This window comes from Rummeliibacillus suwonensis, from assembly GCF_007896435.1.
GTDB lineage: Bacteria > Bacillota > Bacilli > Bacillales_A > Planococcaceae > Rummeliibacillus > Rummeliibacillus suwonensis.
The window spans coordinates 1,611,988-1,630,103 of the sequence record NZ_VCBL01000001.1 but is presented as its reverse complement, the minus strand read 5'-3'; the positions used below and the strand labels follow the sequence as shown (position 1 = coordinate 1,630,103).

The 18,116-nt window shown below is 30.7% G+C and carries 23 protein-coding genes and 1 tRNA gene; 20 read left to right on the top strand and 4 right to left on the bottom strand.

Translation table 11 applies throughout. The features are described 5' to 3' along the window. The first annotated feature begins 232 nt into the window (after positions 1-232). Genes FEU33_RS07590 through FEU33_RS07580 form a run of 3 tightly spaced genes read left to right on the top strand, consistent with a single transcriptional unit; the run spans position 233 to position 2,966 of the window. Positions 233-1,054, top strand: coding sequence for an ABC transporter permease (locus tag FEU33_RS07590; protein WP_146548795.1), 822 nt, complete (start codon positions 233-235; stop codon positions 1,052-1,054). A 4-nt stretch (positions 1,055-1,058) separates the two neighbouring features. Further along, positions 1,059-1,838: an ABC transporter ATP-binding protein gene (locus tag FEU33_RS07585; protein ID WP_146548794.1), complete on the top strand. Its 780-nt coding sequence runs from the start codon at positions 1,059-1,061 to the stop codon at positions 1,836-1,838. A 27-nt stretch (positions 1,839-1,865) separates the two neighbouring features. Then, complete coding sequence (locus FEU33_RS07580; RefSeq protein WP_146548793.1) at positions 1,866-2,966, top strand: ABC transporter substrate-binding protein; 1,101 nt, start codon at positions 1,866-1,868, stop codon at positions 2,964-2,966. Positions 2,967-3,398: 432 nt separating this feature from the next. Here FEU33_RS07580 and FEU33_RS07575 read toward each other — a convergent pair whose 3' ends face one another. Then, on the bottom strand, positions 3,399-3,992 hold the full coding sequence (locus FEU33_RS07575; protein ID WP_146548792.1) for a TcaA NTF2-like domain-containing protein: 594 nt from the start codon (positions 3,990-3,992) through the stop codon (positions 3,399-3,401). Between the two features lie 194 nt (positions 3,993-4,186). Between FEU33_RS07575 and FEU33_RS07570 the strand changes: the two genes are divergently transcribed. After that, the gene (locus FEU33_RS07570; protein WP_146548791.1) at positions 4,187-4,621 is read left to right on the top strand and encodes a DUF4395 domain-containing protein; all 435 of its coding nucleotides are present in this window, start codon (positions 4,187-4,189) and stop codon (positions 4,619-4,621) included. Positions 4,622-4,724: 103 nt separating this feature from the next. Further along, positions 4,725-4,795, top strand: a tRNA-Thr gene (locus tag FEU33_RS07565). Between the two features lie 169 nt (positions 4,796-4,964). Here FEU33_RS07565 and FEU33_RS07560 read toward each other — a convergent pair. Beyond that, the gene (locus FEU33_RS07560) at positions 4,965-6,062 is read right to left on the bottom strand and encodes a site-specific integrase (RefSeq protein ID WP_146548790.1); all 1,098 of its coding nucleotides are present in this window, start codon (positions 6,060-6,062) and stop codon (positions 4,965-4,967) included. Positions 6,063-6,102: 40 nt separating this feature from the next. After that, entirely contained in the window at positions 6,103-6,345 is a 243-nt protein-coding gene (locus tag FEU33_RS07555; RefSeq protein ID WP_244950992.1) for a helix-turn-helix domain-containing protein, read from the bottom strand. A 164-nt stretch (positions 6,346-6,509) separates the two neighbouring features. Between FEU33_RS07555 and FEU33_RS18760 the strand changes: the two genes are divergently transcribed. From FEU33_RS18760 to FEU33_RS07505, 11 genes are all read left to right on the top strand, one after another. Then, positions 6,510-6,626 (top strand): DUF3961 domain-containing protein, encoded by a 117-nt coding sequence (locus tag FEU33_RS18760; RefSeq protein ID WP_186731351.1) that lies wholly within the window; start codon positions 6,510-6,512, stop codon positions 6,624-6,626. A gap of 16 nt (positions 6,627-6,642) precedes the next feature. Beyond that, on the top strand, positions 6,643-6,993 hold the full coding sequence (locus FEU33_RS07550) for a hypothetical protein (protein WP_146548789.1): 351 nt from the start codon (positions 6,643-6,645) through the stop codon (positions 6,991-6,993). Positions 6,994-7,143: 150 nt separating this feature from the next. Next, the gene (locus tag FEU33_RS07545) at positions 7,144-7,593 is read left to right on the top strand and encodes a hypothetical protein (protein WP_146548788.1); all 450 of its coding nucleotides are present in this window, start codon (positions 7,144-7,146) and stop codon (positions 7,591-7,593) included. Positions 7,594-7,623: 30 nt separating this feature from the next. After that, entirely contained in the window at positions 7,624-8,049 is a 426-nt protein-coding gene (locus FEU33_RS07540) for a hypothetical protein (RefSeq protein WP_146548787.1), read from the top strand. 377 nt (positions 8,050-8,426) lie between these two features. After that, positions 8,427-8,831 (top strand): hypothetical protein, encoded by a 405-nt coding sequence (locus FEU33_RS07535; RefSeq protein WP_146548786.1) that lies wholly within the window; start codon positions 8,427-8,429, stop codon positions 8,829-8,831. A gap of 318 nt (positions 8,832-9,149) precedes the next feature. Continuing rightward, positions 9,150-10,088, top strand: a complete 939-nt coding sequence (locus FEU33_RS07530) for a hypothetical protein (protein WP_146548785.1) — start codon at positions 9,150-9,152, stop codon at positions 10,086-10,088. A gap of 260 nt (positions 10,089-10,348) precedes the next feature. Continuing rightward, positions 10,349-13,183, top strand: a complete 2,835-nt coding sequence (locus FEU33_RS07525) for a hypothetical protein (protein ID WP_146548784.1) — start codon at positions 10,349-10,351, stop codon at positions 13,181-13,183. A gap of 359 nt (positions 13,184-13,542) precedes the next feature. Beyond that, a complete protein-coding gene (locus tag FEU33_RS07520; RefSeq protein WP_186731350.1) occupies positions 13,543-13,731 on the top strand; it encodes a helix-turn-helix domain-containing protein in 189 nt (62 codons plus the stop codon). Between the two features lie 412 nt (positions 13,732-14,143). Next, the gene (locus tag FEU33_RS07515; protein WP_146548782.1) at positions 14,144-14,860 is read left to right on the top strand and encodes a BRO-N domain-containing protein; all 717 of its coding nucleotides are present in this window, start codon (positions 14,144-14,146) and stop codon (positions 14,858-14,860) included. A 145-nt stretch (positions 14,861-15,005) separates the two neighbouring features. Beyond that, positions 15,006-15,557, top strand: a complete 552-nt coding sequence (locus tag FEU33_RS07510; protein ID WP_146548781.1) for an HNH endonuclease — start codon at positions 15,006-15,008, stop codon at positions 15,555-15,557. A 49-nt stretch (positions 15,558-15,606) separates the two neighbouring features. Next, positions 15,607-15,900 carry a hypothetical protein gene (locus FEU33_RS07505; protein WP_146548780.1) on the top strand — a complete coding sequence of 98 codons (294 nt, stop codon included), beginning with the start codon at positions 15,607-15,609 and terminating at the stop codon, positions 15,898-15,900. A gap of 99 nt (positions 15,901-15,999) precedes the next feature. On the opposite strand, the gene FEU33_RS07500 is transcribed toward FEU33_RS07505, so the two are convergent. Continuing rightward, positions 16,000-16,185 carry a hypothetical protein gene (locus tag FEU33_RS07500; RefSeq protein WP_146548779.1) on the bottom strand — a complete coding sequence of 62 codons (186 nt, stop codon included), beginning with the start codon at positions 16,183-16,185 and terminating at the stop codon, positions 16,000-16,002. Positions 16,186-16,323: 138 nt separating this feature from the next. Here FEU33_RS07500 and FEU33_RS07495 point away from each other — a divergent pair, with 138 nt between their 5' ends. From FEU33_RS07495 to FEU33_RS07480, 4 genes are all read left to right on the top strand, one after another. Then, positions 16,324-16,653 carry a hypothetical protein gene (locus tag FEU33_RS07495; protein ID WP_146548778.1) on the top strand — a complete coding sequence of 110 codons (330 nt, stop codon included), beginning with the start codon at positions 16,324-16,326 and terminating at the stop codon, positions 16,651-16,653. 95 nt (positions 16,654-16,748) lie between these two features. Then, positions 16,749-17,162, top strand: coding sequence for a hypothetical protein (locus FEU33_RS07490; RefSeq protein ID WP_146548777.1), 414 nt, complete (start codon positions 16,749-16,751; stop codon positions 17,160-17,162). Between the two features lie 73 nt (positions 17,163-17,235). Continuing rightward, positions 17,236-17,736, top strand: a complete 501-nt coding sequence (locus FEU33_RS07485) for a hypothetical protein (protein ID WP_146548776.1) — start codon at positions 17,236-17,238, stop codon at positions 17,734-17,736. A gap of 3 nt (positions 17,737-17,739) precedes the next feature. Next, positions 17,740-17,997 (top strand): HNH endonuclease, encoded by a 258-nt coding sequence (locus FEU33_RS07480; RefSeq protein ID WP_342355263.1) that lies wholly within the window; start codon positions 17,740-17,742, stop codon positions 17,995-17,997. Positions 17,998-18,116: the final 119 nt, after the last annotated feature.

Sequence of the window (18,116 nt, the reverse complement as noted above, 5' to 3'; positions counted from 1 at the left end):
GTTTTAAATCCGCCCTTTTTTAATGCGATTATGTGAAATTTAGTTTGCTTGAATGACAGTAGTCGTCACTGCTTTTCTCTTTTTAAGTGAATATACGGCAACAGGCTATCGTTTTTATAGTGCTGCAAAATGATCATACTCCACATTATTTTTTTCATCTGAAGTTCATTCATAGGTAATCGACACACTTTAAAGGGCAAATACATATCCTTTACTGAAGAGGTGGTGAAGGATGAGAGAAGAAAAACAAGCTAAACACCATAACCCTGTCGAAATTGAACAGCAGGAATGGAAAAAAAGACGGTTAAATGATCGACTGAAGCAGACATTAACAATCGCTTCACCTATTTTTCTCTTATGTTTATGGGAATTTTTATCCCAGACAGACTTGATTGATGTACGTTTCTTCCCGCCGCCAACAGAAATTTTACGCACCTTCTATAACATGATTGTTAGTGGAGAATTATTCCATCATATATGGATATCACTCTATCGGATATTTGCGGGCTTTTTGTTAGGCGCAATACCCGGTATTGTCATTGGCTTATTGATGGGATTATATTCACCGGTTCGACATTTCATCTCACCCATTGTAATGGCACTCATGCCGATTCCAACATTAGCTTTGTTGCCAATTATTATCATTTTATTTGGAATTGGTGATTTTTCTAAAATTGTCACAATCGCAGGAAGTGTTTTTTTCCCAGTTGTCATCAATACGACTGCTGGAGTGGTCAATATCGATTCCATCTATTTGGATGTTGCTAAAAACTACGGGGCTAATTCAAAAGACTTCTTTTTTAAAATCGCTCTTCCAGGTTCATTACCAGTCATGATGGAAGGTATTCAAATGGGGCAGGCAATAGCACTTTTAACAATCGTTGCTGCTGAAATGATGGGTGCGACTTCTGGTATCGGCTATTTAATCTGGACTTCTTATAAAGCATTTTTACTGAAAGAAATGTTTGTTGGGCTTATACTCATCTCATTTTTTGGTTATCTATTTTCGCTAGTTCTTCGGTTTCTTCAAAAGAAAATTCTTCCTTGGAGGTGAAGGAATGAGAGAGCAAACAAAAATTTCGATTCGCAACCTAACGAAAGTATTTTATAAAAAAAATAGTAGTGTAACGGCTTTAGATCAAGTTTCAGTAGATATTTCGGAAGGCGAGTTTGTCTGCTTAGTCGGCCCGAGTGGATGTGGGAAAACGACATTACTTAGAATTTTGGCGGGATTAGAAACAACTAGTGCTGGTGACTTTGAGATTAAGCAGGGCAAGGAGGATAGACCTCTTCAATCAATGGTTTTTCAAGAAAGAGGTATTATTCCTTGGTTGACAGTTGAAGATAATGTAGCTTTTGGTTTAAAAATGAGGCACTTACCCAAAAACGTGGTGAAAGAAAGAACAGATTATTATCTTAAAAAAGTGGGACTTGAGAAGTTTTCTAAATTATATCCTAAAGAGCTATCTGGTGGGATGAAACAGCGAGTAAGCATTGCACGTGCATTTGCGAATGATTCAGAAATTTTACTAATGGATGAACCATTCGCAGCTCTTGATGAACAAAACAAATTTATCCTTCAAGAAGAATTATTATCTATTTGGGAAGAAACAAAGAAGACAGTACTTTTTATTACACACAGTATCGATGAGGCATTACTTTTAAGTGATCGTATTTTATTGATGAGTGCGCAGCCCGGAAAGATTATAAAAGAAATCAAAAATGACTTGCCAAGGCCACGAAATATCGAACAAATTCGTGCAAACCAACAGACCGCAGAAAGCTTTATTGAAATATTAAAACACTTGCATGAAGAAGTTCAAAAATCTAGAAAGTAGTTTGTTTTAAAGTAAAGGGGGATTTCAATGGGAAAACGGTTAAAATGGGCGCTCGTGATTCCGTTACTAGTGTTTGCCATACTAATTGCGGGATGTTCCGATAAAAGCACTACTACGACCAATAATGCTCAAGTGGACAATAGAATAGACAAAGATAATCCATCAGGGGATCTTGCACCATTAAAAAAGAAAGCAAAAGTTGTAATTGCTGAGGATGGAGCAGCTTCTGGTGCAGGATTCTATATTGCAAATGAAAAAGGCTATTTTGCAGATTACAATATTGAAGTGGAGTTTGCACAATTTGCCAATAGCGATGATATGCTTCCAGCAGTTGCCGCAGGTGAAGTAGACATTGCAGGAGGTGTCTCTACAGCATCCTTCTTTAATGCTATTGCACAAGGAATTGACGTTAAAATAGTAGGGGATAAAGGACATAATATACCTGGAAAATCTTATTTTACATTTGTCATTGGCAATAAAATGAAAGATGTAATCAAAGATTATCCTGATTTTAAAGGAAAGAAAATCGCTATTTCTTCTAAAAATTCGATCGATGCTTATATTTATGAGTTAATGCTAAAACACGCCGGATTAACTAAAAAAGATGTGAAAACAGTTGTTATGTCAGATTTCGGCAGTATGCTAGGTGCATTAGAAAACGGTTCTATTGATGCAGCGCTTAGTATTGAGCCATTAATAGCGCAAGGTGCCAGCAAAGGGATCGTACATCGTTTTGGCGACGCAACTGACTTTGCACCGGATTCGCAGATCGCGTTAGTATTAGCTTCTCCTAAGTTTATGAGTACTGAAAAAAATATATCACTTCGTTTCATGCTTGCTTATCTAAAAGGTGTTCGTGATTATAATGATGCATTTACAAAAGGAGAAGGTAAAGCAGAAATCGTTCATATCATGACAAAATATACAGCATTAAAAGATCCTGCAATATGGGATAAAGTGCATGTAACAGGTTTAGATCCAGATGGTGCGATGCGTATTGAAGATATTCATAAACAATACGAAATGTATAAAGCCAATGGTGCAACAGAGGGGAAATTTGATTTTGATAAAGCCATCGATACGTCTGTTACCGAAGAAGCTGTCAAAATTTTAGGTAACTATAAATAGGAAAAGTTTTGAGTGTTTGTAAAAACGATTAGGATGAATGCCTCTTTCAGCAAAATGCCTTTGATTTTGTATAGAATGTAATGACGCTGATATGGAAAATAGGATCGATTTAGGCAATTCAATAAAGTGAAACTCCATCAGTGGGGGTTTCCTCATCCCCCACTAAAATAGAGGAACTTAAGTGAAAAGCACCATGTCCTGTGGCAGCACCCGAGTGACCAACATCTTGTTGGCTTGAACCAATCAGGCTTTTACGGGCAGTAGTTTCCCATCTATCTTTCTCGTTTCTCTCTATCTTGAGATGGGGGTTTTACTACCCGGGGAAAACACAAAAATCTTTAAAGCCTGAATAGTGGGCTTTAAAGATTTTTGTTGTAGATGAACAAATGCTGAGGCTATTGATGAACTGGTCTCATTTGGACAATCTATTGGTTATTCATTTAATTCTTTGATATCGGATATTTTGAAGAAACTATTGTCAACATCACCTTCAACATAGTCATAGTAAAGAGAATATTGACGATGACGTTCGATCGTATTCTTTTTCCCATTTTTGGTTTCTTCAATTATCTCTTTTGTATCAACGGTAAAGTCTGTGTCCGACTTTCGATTGATGTTAGAAATTGTTAGTTTGTTTACTTCTTCTGTTGTTTGGGCTTTATGTTTTTCATCGATTTCCTTTAAAAGATTTTCATATAATTTTGTATCATGCATAATATATTCATTTGCTAAAGGTGTAAAGTCGCCCGTTTCAATTGCTTTTGCATATTCGACAGGATATTTTGCGACAAAATCAGACAACTTTTGCTGCTCAACATCCGTCATTTTCTGACCAGTTATACTTGTTGTTTCTTCATTTTGTTTGTTAGAAGATGTATCTTTCGAACTGTCATTGGAAGATGGTTTCTCTGTTGTAAAAGCTTCCGTTTTTTTGTGTTCTTCTGAATTTTTCTCTGTAGGATTTCCACAAGCAAAAAGTAAAGAAGCTGTTAAACAAATGGAACAGAATAGTTTCCAGTTTTTCATATTGGGCCCCCTTTCATAGGCTCTTTTTTAATATCATAACCTATTTTCTGCAAAGTTGATACTTTTAGATAAAGTGAAACTTTACATGATGAAATGATTCAACTAGTAAACTTTAAATTTTTGAAACAAAGTTCTTTTGTTTTTTCTTATAATGGAGTAATATTTAATTAATCATATATGAAAGGTTGGTTTTTATGGCAGAAAAACCTTTATTTATTCCAAGACCTTTGGTTCGTGTGAATCAATGGATTATTTTATTAAGTACAATTGCTACGTGGGTATTTCAACAACCACTTATTTTATTGATCCCACTAATCGCTAATCTGATGGGGTTATTCTTTAATTTTAACCCATTTATGAAATTAGCTCGTTTATTTTTAAAGAAAAAACCTTCTGAATATATCCCTGAAGATGTTGTACAGCAAAAATTTAATTCATGTATTGCGATCACATGTTTACTTCTAGGATTTATTGGATTTGAATTAGATAAACCAGTGATGGGCTATATCTTTACAATAATGGTTGCAGCGGCTTCTGGTATCGCTATTTTAGGATTTTGCATTGGTTGTTTTATCTTCTTCCAACTAAAACAACTTCGTTATAAACTAAGAAAATCAACGCATGCATAATGATTAACGAATATTTTAATATATTGATAAAATTTTTTATTGAAAATCCTAGTAATACGTGCTACAATAATATCTGTTCTTAACAAGGAACACATTCATTATTGCCGATTTAGTTTAATGGTAGAACGGTGGTCTCGTAATCCATTGATAAGAGTTCGATTCTCTTAGTCGGCATATTGTAGCAAAAGCAAGTTTTTTTAAAAATTTTTTGATTCCTTATAGATGCTGATATATAAGCATTTGTAAGGTGAAACGTTAAAAAATAAAAAATGTGAACTTATCTAATTATTTGGACTGTGTTACACAAAATGTTACACATTATACATAGGGTTACACATAAATGTTACACATTCTGATTATGATAAATTCCAGTAGCAACACTATCGTCACGCTCTTTAAGCTCTTTAATTACGTGACTGTACGTATTCATGGTTGTTTGGAGATCTCTGTGACCTAATCTCTCTGAGATGTAGTGAATGTTAGCTCCGTTATACAACAAGACGCTAGCATGAGTGTGACGCAACCCATGTACAGTTATTATTTTAATTCCTAATTCTCTTAGAATCTTTTCTAACGCTGAATTAGCGCCATTGTTAGTTAGTGATTTTGATGGGTTATACGTTGATTTAAATATTCGACTATCCAAATGAGTGTCTGGACAAATTAACTTAAATTCTTGCATTACAGCAGGATCAATAGTTAATTTGCGTACAGATTGCTCATTTTTTGTTTTCGTGAATCCTGTTTGTTTTTGATGATCCCATGCTTTATTAATATCAATTGTATTACTTTCAAAATCCAAATCCTTCCAGGTCAATCCAACCAATTCTTGAAATCTTGTACCACTCACTAGTGCTAATAAAAATAAATAATTAAATTGTGAATCCTCAAGATGTTGTAATAAATGTTCGTACAATTTCTGACTATCATCAAAATCTAAATATTTGTCATGTGCCTTTTTCCCATCATTTGTAGCGCTTATTTGCCGATTAAACGTAATGTTATATTTAATATCCCCAACGTTAAAAGCGTGTCTGATACATGCCCCCGCATGACTATCTATTTTTTCAACACTCGCTCGACTTCTATTTTTTCCAAACCAGTTTAGAAATTCTTGATAATCAAAAGAAGTCAATTCATTCAAAGGTTTATTTTTGAAGTATTCTTTAATCCATTTCAAGCTGTTTTTATATCGAAGTTTCGTATTTGGATGTACGTTACTCTTATACGTTTTAATCCATTTTTCAAAATATAATGCAAAAGGTTTCTCGCTGGTTGTTTTAATTTTTCCTTTTGCTTTTTGCGCTTCAATTTCTGCCGCTGCATAAATAGCTTCGTTTTTCGATAAGAATCCGCCTTTTCGAATCGGCTTATTTTTTCCATCAACATAATTACTAACAGAGTATTGCCAGGTGTTACCACGTTTTGTGATACTAGCCATATATACATACCTCCAATATTAAAGAGTAGGGAACGAATCCTTACTCTTTTTTGTATTGATAAGTGATGATGTCGTTTATCTCGTAAATTTTATCAATTCCTTTCTGTTTAGCTAAGTCATTAATCGTATCTAATAGAGCATTTAATGTATCAAATTTAAGTGATGATGCTTTTTTATCTACTAATGACTGTAATGTTGCAGCTCTTACTTTTGATTCGACTGATAACTTATTACGAGTGATCCCTAACTCATCTAATGTGTTTTGTAACGTTGTCTCAATCACAACTATTATCAACTCCTTTTATAACATTAATTTATTTTATTATATCTTTCATAAAAATTTAAGTAAACACTTGACGTATTACTTGAAATGTAATATATTAATATTACAAATAAAGTAATACTTAAAATGTAATACTTAAATGGTAATTAAAAGGAGTTGAATCAATGCAGCTAATTAAGTCTATCAACCAATATCTCGATTTGTATTCTATTTCAGATCAAATTTGGTTTTATTCGTTTTATGCTATCATGATTACACTTGCATCTATTACAATATTCTAATTTTAGAGGTGAGTAAATGAAAAATTTAATAACATATGATCCATCGTTTAACAACCAATATTTTAAAGATGACCATCTTGAATTGGAAGAATTAACTAAGATAACATCACTAGATTTTATAAAAGGATTAATGGAAAGACTAATGTTATTTGATGTAAATAAATTGGTAATCAGTAATATCGATGAGTGTTCTAAATTTATATTTATCTATGCTAGTGAGTATAACTATGCAACAAAACATCTTGATCAATCGTTATTTGATTGCTACTACAATAGCGAAAGTGGCTATTACAAGATTAATCATGTATCAGCATACGCATTACAAGCATTAGATTTACAGTTATCCACAATTAATCAACTTAAATAATCGTGGAACAAATCACATTGCAAGTGGTTTCGATATGATTTAAAAGAAATACTTGCATTATTATAATGATTACTGTAATCTTATTGATATATTATATTTAATTGAATACTTTTATGAAAATGATTACTATAATCATTAGGGGCTGATAAAATGCATGGATTGGATTATTTTTGTAGGATAAACAAAATAACATTGACGGAATTATGCAATCATTTAGGTATAAAAAAATCTGCGCCAACTGGCTGGAAAAATGGAAGTAGAAATTTTCCTAAAAAATACAAATTAGAGATTGCAAGACTATTTCAGATTCCAGATGAAAAATTATTTTTATTAGAAGAAAAAGAGATAGGGGAATTAGAGAGAGCTGAGATTGAATTGATTTTTAATCAAGCGTGCTTAAATAACGCTATTGAGCAAGGTAGTAGCTTAGTCATTCCAACTTTTGAATTGAATATAAAAATAATTAAAAGACATATTGAAATGTACAATTTGCTTGAGAAAGTAAAAACAAATTTAAGAGGATCTATGATAAACTTCGCATCAGATGACTTTGATGAAAAGTTAAATGATATAAAATCACTTATTGATAAATGGAAGTAATATATCTAAACAAAAAAGGAGAAATGTAAAATGAACACAATGAACACAGAAGAATTTTTGAATAATGTCCCAGAACTCCCAATTTTGAGAGAGCATTACGTAGGTGGAGAATTAAAATTAACAGTCAAAAAGAATGAGTGGTTATTTTTAGATAGTATCCTTCATGAAGTAGAAGATTTCATGATTCCTACAGTTCATTCTTACGAATACATTGCTGAAGTATTAAATTGTGATTTTTATAATTATGAGGATCGACAAGTCATAAGCATAGTATTTAGCATTGACCTAGATGCAAAAACAGAAGAAGAAGCGGCAATGGAAGTAGGTTATAGATTACAGTCACATATGCTTAATTTTAAACAGATTGAAATAAAAGAGTGTGGAAAAGACGGAGAAAGTTACGAATTTGAAGTGATGCACGCTAGTATTAGTTTTGATTTTGATACTTTTAACTAAGATATGTTACGAAACATAACATATTAAAAGATATATTTATATTAAATATTCAGTCAATTTAATATAAATAAAAATATTTAAAATAATCTATTGACAAATAAAAATAAAGCTGATAATATTAAATGTGAATCTATTTCTAACTTATAGACATACCAGTGCCTTTAATAACTATTAACTTATTAGAATTATACACTATTTTTAATCAAATGTCAATAGATTTAATGAAATTTCTTTTGATCATAGAATTAGAGATGCTTAATTGCATCTCTAATATCTATAAAAGTTGATTGATTGCATTAGCTATTTAAAAGTTTTAAGTGGCTACTGGGATCAACCATCCCAAAATAAAAAATACATAGAAATGGAGAGATTTAACAATGGCAAACACACAAGAAGTAAGAGGTATTGCGTACATTATTTTAGGAGGAGACGGTCAGACATTTGTATTAGATACCGAATGCAGTGGTAATATCACATCACAATATGTAGCTGACACAATCACATATGCATTAGCTAACAATATTAACACAGTTACTTTTGGTGGCACAACAGTTGATGTAGGACGAGTATGGAAAGTTAGAGATATTGAAACTCAACAGGAATTTATCATCAACGAAGCTAATAAACTTGAACCAGTAGAAATTAAAGATTTCTCAAACGAGGATATATTCCATTTTCTATTCCAATCAATCGAGGAAATCGAAGATAAAAAAGAAAATGAGTTTGCTAATGAATTGATGGAAGAATTATATGATCGCTATTACAAATCAAAATTAAATTAAAACTAATCAAATAACACACATATCATAAGCTTTAAAGCATCACAGTTGTACATATAAGGCGTTATAGTGTGGTTGATGAGTAAAATTTGTATTGTCGCTTATCAATCATGCTTATAGCGTTAAATAAAAATTAAATATAGAAAGGAATATAAATAATATGAACGGATTAAGGAGTTTTCTTTATGCTTTTGCAAAATTTTTAGGTAATATTAATGCAATAAAAAAGGGGACAATTGGTAAACGATTATACAACCGAGCAATAGGCAAAGCTACTAGTAAATTGTTCAAAAAGTAATAAATAGAAAGGAAGAATAATTATTGAATGATATTAAAGAATTATTGCGATATAACGAGATGGAATCAAAAGTATTTATGCCAAATGAAATATTTGAAGATTTAAAACAAAGTGATATTAAACCTGTACATATTCCGTTTGCTTATAGTTATTACTACTTAATTAATTGGCTTTACAGATATACAAAATATTATGAAACTAGGATTAACAATAAGCAAATTAAAGAAATATTGGGCTATCATCCAGACCAAAAAACTATTGATTACATTTTAAAAAAGAACGGCGTACTTGATCAAATTGGATATACACAAACTGTCAAAGACTTTCCAGTTATGTGGGAATTAGATAAATTTGAAGGTTTAAAATTTATTATGCTTAGTGACATGGATGGGTTCACTCAACAAGATATAAAAAAACATTTGAGTAGAAAATACAGTATTAAATATCCTGTTAAAGCATTTGTAAGGGAATATGATGATGAAGGTAATATAGATGAGGAAGGCACGTTTTATAACATAATGAATACCCATTGCGTACCATTTGAAGTTTTCATATTCTCCATGCAGAATGACAAACTAGGCTGTACAGCTTTCTATCTTTATTCGTACATAAAAATGATGAACGATAAATTTTTAGGAGGTTGGGATATATCAATTCGTCAAATGGTAAAAGATACAGGGGTGTCGAAGAAAACACTAGAACGTTATCTCGACCAATTAAATAAACATAAGATGATTGAAACTATACATAATATGGAATATTTTTGTTTGGCGACACAGCCAGAGGAAAGAAAGTCTAATACATATATCGTTAATGAATTTGATAAATTTTTAGTAGAACCACAAACATACCAAAAATTAAAAGTAATAAGAAGTAGCGAGTATTACAAAATGAGAGATGAGAAATTTGAAAACTTATTCGGTGGGAAGATTGATATTCCACTTGAAAAGTTGCCATTTTAAATTAGAAAACCGAATAAGTTATAAATTGGCGATACATATTAATATAAGCCATTAATATTTATATAATATGTAGAAGTCTAGTAGTTAATAGTATTAAAATTTAACAATTATTACAGTTATATAACTATATTATATATATCGTCAAAACGTAACTTATTCAGATTATCCAACTTGATGTACATATCACATAATAATTAGTACCAATTTATTACATATCATAATCGAAAAATAAAATTGAAATGGAGAGAATTATACATAATATGAACAAATCAATCTATATTAAATCAATCGAAGCTAGTGATATTTACAGTAATAATGTGAGATGTAGACGAATTAGAAATTTTGAAGAGTACAAAGGGGCACTGCCTTATAGTTTAGAGCTTGAAAAAATGTTATCGCTTAAAGATTTTGATGCTTTTACGAAAAATAAAACTCGTACTAAAAAAGAGAAAGAACAATCTAAGTTATATACAAATGATATTATCAATGTTGAGTTTAGTCAAAAGGTTATCAGTGGGAGAAATTTGATTACTAAACTAACCAAAAAAATTGATGAAATAAAAGAAGAACAATCTAAACTAGTTGATGAAAATGGTGAATACATAGACAAACAAGAATATAAAAGTTTAACTAAGGATATTGAGAATAAAAACAACTATATACAACTAATTGAATCTGAGTTGAAAGGAAATAAAAGGAATCCGAAATGGAAAGGTTTAAATCGAAGTAAATTGCGTGAAAAACTGTATACAGAAGGCTTTAAATTAACTTTTCCAAAATGGAAGAAAACTAAAGATGGAAAATCTGAAATTGAATCAGAAGAAACTATCGAGTACGTATTTTATAAAAGATCAAGTGCTAAAAGTCGTACAGGAAAATGTTTGTTTATAAAGAAATCACTGCATGATACGATGATCAACTGGTCACGATTAGGATTGAACAAACAAATGCAACAGGCCAATGAAATTGACTTACCAGCACTCATGAGTTATGAGTCATTGATTAGTTCGAGCATTGAGGATACGCTTACTATTAAATCAGAAAATATCTTATTAATTGATGATGTTAAGAGCGTGTTTAGAGATACTGTTAATGTTGTCAAACCAGTCACATACATAGATAATGAAGGTAAAAAAATCACAAAATTAGATAGTACAACTGTTGATGATCATAAAATTAAAAACGATATTTGGGATGGTCAATCATTATTAAAAGCTAGTTACTTCAAAGATGGACAATCTATGATGCTTCTAAGAAATCATATGTACAAATCGGCTGCGTTTGCTACAAATGTTCAACAATTTTTAAAAGATAAGCATCCAGCTAACATTAAATTCGAAGAATGGCAAATCAAGGACATGTTTGGAGATCTTATATATGCGAAAGACGTACATCTCATTACAACTCCAAACTCCTTAAAAGCATTAAAATTTGCTGATTATGTTGGCGGTAAAAAGAAAATGTATGATCATTGGAAAAAGTTTATTGAAAAAGATGGTTGTAAATTTGGCGTAGTTAAACACGAAAAGACATCAAAACAGGGTACAAACGAACAAGGAGAAGTATTACAACAAACGAGCTATCAACTACTAAATACGTTACCAGCTAAATTTGATAATGTTAAGCAATTAGCCGATTTTGAAATCAAATACATAGAACAACTTAAAAATAATGATGAAATATTTGCAGAACATATACTTAAAACAGCTAATGCGGTAAATAGTAATAAGATGATGTACGAGTTATATCAATTAAATAATGATTTTGAAGGAACAAAAATGTTTCGTGATTTCAGAAAAGATGTAATCCGAAACTACATCAAGCACGTTAAGAAGGGGCATCTTCGCATAGCTAAGAGTGATAACTGCGTATTATTAAGTAATCCAATAGAATACCTTTACCGTGCAATTGGTCGATATGACACTGAAAATGTAAAATCATTAGCATTACATGACAATCAAGTTTACTGTAAATTATTTGATTGGAATGAGGAGTTAGTTGGGGCACGTCATCCCCATACTGCTAGTTCAAATTATGCTAGATTTACAAATACATATAATAAAGAAATTAATACATATTTTGAATTGAGTAATAACATAATCGTAATCAATAGTGTGTGTACACCAATAATGGATCGTCTTTCAGGATGTGACTTTGATTCTGATCAAATTTATGTAAGTAACAATAAATTGCTACTCGAGTTAGTAGATAAAGTGTACGGAAAATGTAATGTAGTTGTGAACGGTATCGAACCAGAGAAAAGTGTTAAATATCGTTTAACTAATAAAGATGCTTGTAAGATAGATAACAAATTGAGCGAGAGTACGAAAATTATAGGCGAAATAGTTAACCTCGGACAATTAGCACAAAGTATATACGGGAATCTAAAATCGAAAAATAAAGATGATGCTACTTTACAAAAAATATTAAAATATACGGATGTTGTTACAATAGCTAGCATGTTAGCGATAGATATGGCCAAGAGATTCTACAAAGTTAATCTAAAAGATGAGATTGAGCGTATTAAGAAGGAACTTGTTGAGTACATGCCAGTTGTTAATGATAAAAATGAAGAGTTGGTTGCTAAACCTTTGTTCTTTAAAACGATTGAGAAAAAAAGTAATAACAATAGTAACAATAATACAAAATGGGGCAATGCGAAATATGAAACACCGATGGATTATCTACAATTGGTTATTAAAAAAGAATATGCAGACAGACATAAAAATGTTGAGGTTGAATTATTATTAAATGATGTCAAATTTAGAGGTTACAATCAAAAACAAGAAGAAATTACAATTCAATTTGTAAATGACTATGTTAATAAAGTAAAAAGTATCAATGCAAAATACAGTAATCTCGAAGATGATGACGACAAAACGGAAGAAAAATATAGACTATTAGCAGATGTCACAGAAGAACTGAACGAAGCGATTGGAAAACGAAAAATGAATAACAAAACCGTGTACGCAATTGTTAACCATTCAGTTGAAGGTGGAAAATGCAATAGTCTAATTAAACTATTTAACACATTATATAATACAAAACATGATGCATTTATGAGTTGCTTTACACAAAAATCTGCAAAAAAGTAATACATCTTTCAAAATCATGACTACCTAACTCCAATGTTTATCGAAGTTTTGAGGGGCAAGGTGAAAGTGGATAATATGGTAAAGGTATAAATATTTTTTAAACTAAACTTATTTATATCTTACTAGTGTTCATTATTAATTTCTCCTTTTATTATTATGTGTATGTGATGATAGAGAGCAGTCTTTAAAACGGACTGCTGTTCTGTCAATCTACATTATTATTTTTTAAAATTAAATTACTTTAAAATTATCTATTTAAAACATACTATAAATTAAAATACAAATCAACACTGAATACTAATATAAGCAATTAGAACTATGTATTAATTAAAATTTTAACAGAAAGATGGTGAATAAAAGTGTCAGATGAAGAAAAACTATTAGTGTTTTTAAAATTTAAGAAAGCTGGAGTGACCTCAAAACAAATTGCAAAAGAAATCGGCATATCAACGAGTTTACTAAGTCAGTATCTAAACAACAATTGCGAAATGAGTCGATCAAACATCGAAAAATTGAAAAGTGCAATTGCTGAATTAGAGAATAAATAGCTTTATCAGGGTGTGATGTGGCACTCAACTAGGGATTTAATCCGTTAAAATTAAAAAGGAGATGGTTAGAATATTAAAAGATGTAGTAAAACGCAATAGAAGTAAATTACATGAAATAGCTGAAAAGAACACAGTAAGAAATAATGATGGATTACCTGTGGCATCTAAAAATGATCCTTGGCGAGAAGATGATTAACAGTGAAATTAGTTAGTGTGAGATGACTGACATTACCCGATATGACATGATCGTATTGGCTTAAAGGTTTACCAATTTTGCCTTTCTTTATTTTTAGTTGAGCTGAGCTGAGCAGAGTTGAGAGAAGTAAGATGAGGGTTGTCGCTTGAAAAAGTGGAAGATGACTCTCGTGCTTACTCAATCAAAAAAATCATAAAATAAAGGATGGATTTTAACATGAAACAAGTAAAAGTATTTGAGTATTTAAATCAAAAAGTAAGAACAGTATTAGTTGATGACGAAGCGTATTTTGTAGGGAAAGATGTTGCAACAATTTTAGGTTATGTTAAACCAGAAAATGCTATTGCAACACATGTTGATATTGAAGATAAAACCACTACCCTGATTCAGGGGACTGGTTCAAATTACAAATCGAAAGCAGTTATAATCAACGAATCAGGGTTATATAGCCTGATATTTGGATCAAAATTAGATACCGCAAAACAATTTAAAAGATGGGTAACTAGCGAGGTTTTACCTGAAATACGCAAGAATGGATTGTACGTATCTGAAGAAGCTACAATTGAACAAAAATCATACAACTACAATATGCTTGATGTTACATTTTCTAAAATTGGTGCTGAGTTCTTTGCAGAAGAGTATCAAAAATGTATTGAATGGCATGTACAAAATAAAACTAGATTAGAGTATGAAAGAACTAGTAAAACAAGACGTAGTGATAAGAAGCTATCAGTTGCTGATAGTAAGATTAAAATTATGAATGTAATTTTAAAGATTGCAAAAGAAAGAGAACATTATTATAGAAGTCAATATAAATTTGAATTAAAATCATTGATGAGTGAATGCGTTAAAACAATTGAATTAGATATTAAAAGTGTAAAACATAATCAAACTAGAGGAAAGTTGGCACAAGTGAAAAAGAAATTAGCATAGTACATATAGTAATAACTAAATACATACATATTAAAGGCTTTTCCTGTTTTGGGAAGAGTCTTTTTATTTTGTCTACAAGTTGTGAGGTGACAACTATTTAAGGGATGGAATCCGTTCGAATTAAAAATGAATGGGATGGATATAAATGAACGAATTAATTAATAAAGTTAAGATTGATATGAATGAAGAAGTAATACAACTACCAGATGGACGAGTTGAGTTATTTAGACAGATACCTAATTTTAGTAGATATTGGATTAGTGCAAATGGGACAGTTATAAGTATCAAAAATGGAAAGTTGACTATCCGAAGCCAAAAAATAGATCGTGACGGTTACTGTCAAATAGGAATCTATAGCGATAAGGATTCGATTCATAAAGGAAAAGTAAAACATTTCCAAGTGCATAGATTAGTTATGATGATATTTAAGCCAGTTGATAATATGGAAAAATTAGAAGTGGATCACATTGATCTCAATCGTCAAAATAACTGCATAGATAACTTAAGATACCTAACACATGCAGAAAATTGCCGTAGAAATAAGATTCAGCGAAAACGAGTTATAAGATTAACAAATGAGCAAAAAGAATACATAAAGGAGAATTATATTCCTAGAGATAAGATTCATGGTTTCAAGGCTATGATTAATAAATACAATTTAAGTCCTCAAACATTAAAAAATATTTTATATAACTAATACATAGCAAGTATACATATTTAGAAAATTATAGAACGGAGAATACATAATGAGTAGCATTGTAGTTGATAGAACAAGAATTAGGTATGAAGATGATGAAACAGTAATAGTACATTCAAAATGTGATAATGATGATATTCTTGTGAGTAAGCTATCTAAAGATGAAACAGATTCACTAATTTCATTTAATGGTATAACATTTTATTACAATTCTGATGAAATACAACTAACATCAGAGCTTTTTAACTATCTAAAAAAAGCTTCAGAATTCGAACAAAGATATGGAGAAAATGATTCTTTTTGTATTGTAGCTGATCCATCGCAAGGAATATTTTATTATTAATATAAATTAAGAAAATTAAATCATATTTATTGAGACTGCAAAGATATATTTATAAAAGTTTTAAGACTACCCTACAATAAAATAAGGTAGTCTCTATTATTACTTTTTCTTATGTTTAGTTTTATCTAATAGTTTGTATTGCATACCAGGTTCTGGTGTAGGTGGTAGAGGTTTGTTTTTAACACTGGTTATTTCAACTCCTTTTGAACCACCTCTTGAACCAAATAAGCCATATTGTCCAGACTCTGGAGTTTTATCGCCAGGTTTTAGGAAATTATTTGCCATAAAACCACCTCCTTTAAATATGTAATTCGACATTAATAGATCAAATCCTTTATATATTTACATACATTTCCTTTTATATTATGATTATTGAAGAGAGATGAGTAAAATATCTATAAAAATGTAGAATGGAGTGGGATTTTGAAATACACAGTAGAAAATGCAATAAAGGATATTGATATCTTAAAAGAAGCAATTCAAAAAATTGAAAGATTTGTGAAAACTGCTGAGTTATATCCTGAAGATACTCCTGAACAAAAGGCAATTAAATATTATGCTCACTGCGGAAGAGTTGTAGAAGTTGCGAATAGATTAAATGAAGAAGGGTATCGGATAGGGAATAGAAAGTGGACTTCGAATGATGTTTCCGATATTATTGACAGACCTTCAAAGGATGAATTCTTAAAAATTCTTAGAAAAAATCATACTGAACGTGATAGATTCCAAAAAGTAGTATGGAAATATAAATAGTACTTTACATGCTATAGTTATTATTTTCATTATATTTCTATTAAATACAATTATTCGCTTATGCATTATGATTAGTGTTGAAGGGATGGATAATGATGAATTTGGATAATAGAAAACTAACACTGATTTGGGAAGATATCTTGATGGAACACGGTGGAAAAGAAACTGTGTATAATTTTAAAAAAGAGTATTCAAATTATTCTATTGAGTATTTGCTGGATTTAGCTAAAAGCTTATTAAAAAGTGATACAGAAAATCATCCTTTTAGATACCAAATATTTATAGGTGATTTTCTTGATAGCGATAGTTATACAGTGATTTATAGTCAAAATGAAATTGATTACAAAGAATTAATAGTATCATTAGCAACTTTAATGACATTAACTAACATTGAAGACAGACCACAATTAATAGTTAATCTAGCACAAGCTCTACATAAAATGGACAGAGAAATATCTGACCGTTTTGCAAATGATATTGCTGAAGAAGTCTACAGATATTATAGATAATGCTTTATTCAGTAGGCATCTCAATTGAGGTGCTTTTTATTATGCACAAATTTAAATAAATGGAGATGATTGAATGAAGCGTATGGTTAAATATAAAGATATACAAGAGTTTCATGACACTATTAATAAGTTATATAACAACCGAATCATATTAGTTAATGATAGAGAGTTTAAAAAAGCTGAAGATATCACTAATGAGATAGTTGGATTAAGAGATAGGTTAAATGTTTTGGAACGGGAATGGATACAAGATGTGGAAGACAATGCTTTCTTGTGTAAATCTGGTAATAATAATCCGGAAATTAAGGTTAATAAGCAAATTAAATTCCCATTGACTATACATATTAAAGATGAGAACTCAGTTCCAGTGATCACAATGGATGGTATTAATAATAGTTATTACTATAAAACTGGTATAACTGATATTACATTTAAATGGTTGACTAAAGTAAATCATAATTCAGGATACTTTATAGACATTAATACATTGGATATAGCTGATGATAAAAAACATCTAGTGCGAACTAAACATGAGTTTAATAATAGAGTTGATGAGTTAGATAGTGATGAGTAGATTATGATGAGCAAGGAAGAACGTTATAAGTTTTATCGTAGTAAAGAATGGGAACGTGTTAGACAGCAAGCTTTAGAGCGTGATAACTATGAATGCCAGGAATGTAAAAGAAATGGTCGATGTTTTACTGACAAACATAATCAAGATAAGCATAAGAGTTTAGATGTAAACCATATCAAAGACTTAGAACATCATCCTAAATTAGCATTACATATGGACAACCTTGAAACATTGTGTATCAAATTGTTTATTGCAAAATAAAAGTACAGAGGTTTGCGAGAAATTTGTGCAGAACTCAACTGCATAAAAAAAGGCTTGCCAGCCCCATAATAATTCCCTACTGTATTGATTGAGAGACCACAACAGTAGGAGGACATGAA